We start from the raw sequence: 4,474 nt of genomic DNA, 5'->3' as shown, positions 1-4,474 counted from the left end.
CGCTGAGTTCGGTATAAGACATAGGGGCAGCACCGTACCGGAAAGGTCAGGTGTTGCACTCAGTTTTTGCCGCCGCCCAACATCACTGCGGCCCAAGCTGGGCTTCCGTACAACTATACAGTCGAATTTGAAATCAAGTAATTCGGCATTTCTCTAGGCTCTCTGGCCGGGGATAGCTATGCTGTTATCTCCGGCTTTTGGAGTATTGCTATGAATATCACGATCAAATCCTATCAGGCGAGCATTCCCGCACAAGTGCCTGCCCAGGAAATACCGCGTTCGGACAACACTACAAAGTCCATCGCTGAAAACACCAACTCGAGCACTGCCGCAACCGTCTCAATATCCAGCTCCGCACAAGCCCGCTATATCCAGAGCAGCGCAACCGAGCGCCAAGCTGCCATGTCGCAAGGTGAATTAAAGCAGCTACACTCAAGTACATGGTCTGATATATACAATTTCAGCCAACTTCTCGGCAGCAAAAATTACAATAAAGATGATTTGCTACCACAAACAGATGATCCCGCACGATTGGAACTGGGAAAAAAATCTCTGGAATACGCCATTTCCCTTCATCAATCCCCCCCGGGGAATGCTTCTAACCCTTTTGCTGGAATGGCCCGAAATGATCTGAGTGCCGTGGTCTATGATGACTCCGGAACATACACCATGGCCGAGCGATATGCTGCCTCAGCAGAACTCCGCATGCAGGACGAGGCATATTTCTCCAGCCTGTCAGCCAAACTAACAAATGGTGGCGATAATCGTGATTTTTTCAAAAGCATTCTGGACTACTTCGATGATCTGCCTCCGGTAGAAAAGGCAGCCTACCCGGATGGTTACAGGGACAGCATCGACAGTCTGTATCAAGAACAGCTGGATCAATGGGGACCGCTCGCCCTAATCAAACAAGCAACCGAGGAAGACACCGAGAAACTCTCTGAAAGCATCTTCAAAGAAGGTCAGTCATCGCAGGAAATGCTGCAAGCCGTCCTGGAGAAAGCGATTGGGCTTTCTAAGGCACAATAAACCATGAACATCTCGATCAAATCTTATCAGACGAGCATTCCCGCAAAGGAGCCGCTGATTTATTCCACCAAACCTGGCCATTCCGTCAGCCCGCGCCGCTTGCGATAATCGCTTGCCCACCCAACGAGCCCCAGCCATGCAATCGAGCTTCACCGACCTCGAGTACGCCGCCAAGAAAAAGCTGACCCGTCGTGACCGATTCCTCGCCGAGATCGATGCCGTCACGCCCTGGGCTGCCCTGGTCGCTGAGTTGGAGCCGTTCTACCCCAAGGGCAAGGGACGCGGACGGCCACCGATTGGTCTTGAGCGCATGCTGCGGATGTACGTTGCCCAGCAATGCTTCGGCCTTTCCGACGAGGGCATCGAAGATGCCGTCTACGACAGCCAGTCGATCCGCCGGTTTGTCGGCATCGACCTGGGCCGCGAGGGGGCTCCGGATGCAACCACCCTGCTCAAGTTCCGGCGCCTGCTCGAAGCCCGCGAGCTGACGCGGGGCATCTTCGAGGTCATCAACCGGCAACTGGCAGAGAAGGGGCTGCTGATGCGCGAAGGCACGATTGTCGATGCCACCCTGATCGCCGCCCCGCCTTCGACGAAGAACGGCGAAAAGGCGCGTGATCCGGATATGCATCAGACCAAGAAAGGCAATCAGTGGTACTTCGGCATGAAGGCGCACATCGGCGTCGATGCCGACTCGGGCTTCGTGCATACGGTGCTGGCCACCGCCGCAAACGTGGCGGATGTGACCCAGGCGCATGCTCTGCTGCACGGCCAGGAAACGGTGGCGTTTGGCGACGCAGGCTATCAGGGCGTTGAGAAGCGCGAGGAAAATCAGACTCCGGATGTTGACTGGCAGGTGGCCATGAAGCGCGGCCAGCGCAAGGCGCTGCCGAACAACGAATATGGTCGAGCTCTGGAGGTTTTCGAGAAGGCCAAGGCCAGCCTGCGCGCCAAGGTCGAGCATCCTTTCCATGTGATCAAGAACCTGTTCAAGCATCGCAAGACCCGTTATCGCGGCCTGCCGAAGAACGCCGCTCAGCTGTTCACATTGTTTGGTCTGGCGAATCTGATGCTGGCACGCAGGCACTTGCTGGCCTGTGACGCCCAAGGTGCGTCCTGATGCTGAGGAACAGGGTGAATACCGTGCCTTCGGTGCGAAAAATTGAGCTTTCGCGGGAGAATTTCTGCTCAGGCGAGCCGAAATTGATCAATTTTTCAACATGCCGCAGCTCGCTTGAGGGCTGCGGTCGAATAAATCAGCACTTCCTTAATAAAGCTGAACTGGGGAGCCATCGTCTGCTCCCCAGTTCTATCAAAATCGCGTCATGGCAACTCAAAGGGAGAATCATAGACCATGCCATCAATTAACCCGTTATCAAATGCACTGGGCAATTTATCACTCAACGCGAACCGTTCACTGCTTGATCCCAAACAGTATGAGGGATTTACCGTAAAAGTAGGGAAAGAAACCAGCCAAAACGGGGTATTGGGTGGCGTTCTAAGTCAGGATGATTATGATAAATTTAAAGAGATAGTAAAAGATATCAATGTTAAAGATGCCAGCCGCAATGATATGCTCACTCTTTACAGAGGGCTTATCGACGCAAAACTTCTGACTTACGAACAAGTCAATTTCGGATATATATCTGGCTCAGTAGAATTTGGCCCTGATGGCAAGGGGATAAACCAAGACGCAAAATACAATCAATGGGATTTTCAGCAAAAACAACTTCCCACATATGCCGGAAGTGAATTTAACGGGAGTCGTGGTGGCGCAATCAATTCCATGAAGCTCATCGCTGCTGTTGCAAATGCTTCACCAGTTACCGGGGCTACTGTAGCGAAAGAAACCTATTCTCCGCAAGATCGCAACTATTCAAGCGGTAATTCATCAAGCTACCAAGTCAATTTCTCTGAGCTGGCACAGCGCCTATCTCGTGGTGAAAGCATTGAAGAACTGAATGTTCCTAAAGATGTGGACATTGCTGAACTGATCAAGCAACTTGAACAAATGGCCCAAGCGCAACGTTCGGCAAAAGCCGTAGAGCCACAGGACTCAAGGGCAGTCTCACAAGGGTGACGGACGCATGAGCATCATCACATCGTCAACCGGCATCATGTCCGTACAGCCTGCGCAGACCATCACAACGGGCAGTGCGCAGTCTCCCCTTGGAAATACTCAGCCAGATGACGCAGGCTCTGTAAAAATTTCAATGGCTGGCCTTATGATGGCTGGGCAAGCCAACAAGAAAACATCAGGGAAATACGACGACATTGAAAATAGCGGCCTCCCCGATGAAGTGCAGCGCATTCTGAAAATGATCCGCGACCTTAAAGAAAAGCTCAAGGCTGAACAGGAAAAACTCCAACAGATCATGAACGATGCCAGCCTTAGCGACGAAACGCGACAGGTGAAAGTTGCGCAGAGCCAGGCAATGATCAATGCGCTATCTGGAGCGTTGGCAGATGCAAATCAAATGCTGGCAAAAGTTACCAAAGACCTTAACTTAAGCAAAGAAGATTTAGTGAAGGTGGCAGCGCTTGCAATGAAGTAATGATGCCCATTTCGATACGCCGAAGACCGAAGCCGCGCAGGTCAGGCTGGATATGAGCGTCCGGCTGGCGGTCATCCTCTACCGCAACGAGCAGGGCATCGTGGTTCCGCCCCAGGTTTTGGCGACGGACAATAACGGTTCAACTTATGTCATGTTCCGCGCCACAGCAGGCGCAACGCCAGCGAATGTTCCTGCCGTGCCTGGACAGGCGATCACCCAGGGCGTTGAGGTGCAAGGGTTGCAGGCAGGGTATGTTCTGGCGCCATGAGCACGACGAAAACTTACGCAAAAAAATGCAGAAAAAACAGCCAGGAAAGCTAAAGAATTCTCATTTACCGCCGTTAATTTAGATGTTCTTCCGCTGCCGGGGAGACCTGGCAGGTCAGGTACTTGCCTGAATGCTGAGGGACAAGCGCTGTAGAGATTATCAACCTTAAAAGGACATTTTATGAAACTCGCTAAACTGTTCGGAGCAGCCGCTCTCTTCGCGTCGATGGTCGCAACCGCCCACGCGGCCAATACTACTGTCACCGTTAAGGTGAAAAACTCCACCACCACCGAAGCAGCATACACTTACGAGTACTTCTCAGGTAGCGTCTCGCCGACGCCAGGCTCGATCCTGCCGTCCAATACAACAACTTTCTACCTGACCAGCGTTGCAGATACGGTTTCTGGCATGCGCTTCGTCTACGCTTCCGGCAACAAGAAATGCCGTTTTGCGGCATCGCACCAGGTCAACCCAAGCACCAAAGTACCGAGCTGGACCAAGACCGGCACCAGCATTGGCACCACTCGCGCCACCTGTAATGCCAAGGCGGTTGCAGGAGCTGAGTGCAACACGGTTATTGAATTGAAGCCGGAGCATCATGCCGCATTGCCATGGCATTTTG

General features: G+C 52.6%; 6 protein-coding genes. All 6 read left to right on the top strand.

The window, feature by feature from the left end; genetic code table 11:
- Positions 1-210 precede the first annotated feature (210 nt).
- Positions 211-1,029, top strand: coding sequence for a hypothetical protein (locus EGJ86_RS24650; protein ID WP_197731400.1), 819 nt, complete (start codon positions 211-213; stop codon positions 1,027-1,029).
- Between the two features lie 136 nt (positions 1,030-1,165).
- Entirely contained in the window at positions 1,166-2,149 is a 984-nt protein-coding gene (locus EGJ86_RS24645) for an IS5 family transposase (RefSeq protein ID WP_125836928.1), read from the top strand.
- A 234-nt stretch (positions 2,150-2,383) separates the two neighbouring features.
- Positions 2,384-3,109, top strand: a complete 726-nt coding sequence (locus tag EGJ86_RS24640; RefSeq protein WP_102053792.1) for a hypothetical protein — start codon at positions 2,384-2,386, stop codon at positions 3,107-3,109.
- A 7-nt stretch (positions 3,110-3,116) separates the two neighbouring features.
- The gene (locus EGJ86_RS24635) at positions 3,117-3,584 is read left to right on the top strand and encodes a hypothetical protein (RefSeq protein ID WP_079890275.1); all 468 of its coding nucleotides are present in this window, start codon (positions 3,117-3,119) and stop codon (positions 3,582-3,584) included.
- Positions 3,585-3,636: 52 nt separating this feature from the next.
- The gene (locus EGJ86_RS24630) at positions 3,637-3,852 is read left to right on the top strand and encodes a hypothetical protein (RefSeq protein ID WP_075123232.1); all 216 of its coding nucleotides are present in this window, start codon (positions 3,637-3,639) and stop codon (positions 3,850-3,852) included.
- Positions 3,853-4,032: 180 nt separating this feature from the next.
- On the top strand, positions 4,033-4,474 hold a 442-nt coding region (locus EGJ86_RS24625; protein WP_256672512.1), incomplete at its 3' end, for a hypothetical protein.

Source organism: Pseudomonas sp. o96-267, from assembly GCF_003935465.1.
GTDB lineage: Bacteria > Pseudomonadota > Gammaproteobacteria > Pseudomonadales > Pseudomonadaceae > Aquipseudomonas > Aquipseudomonas sediminis.
This window is presented reverse-complemented; position numbering and strand designations above follow the sequence as displayed.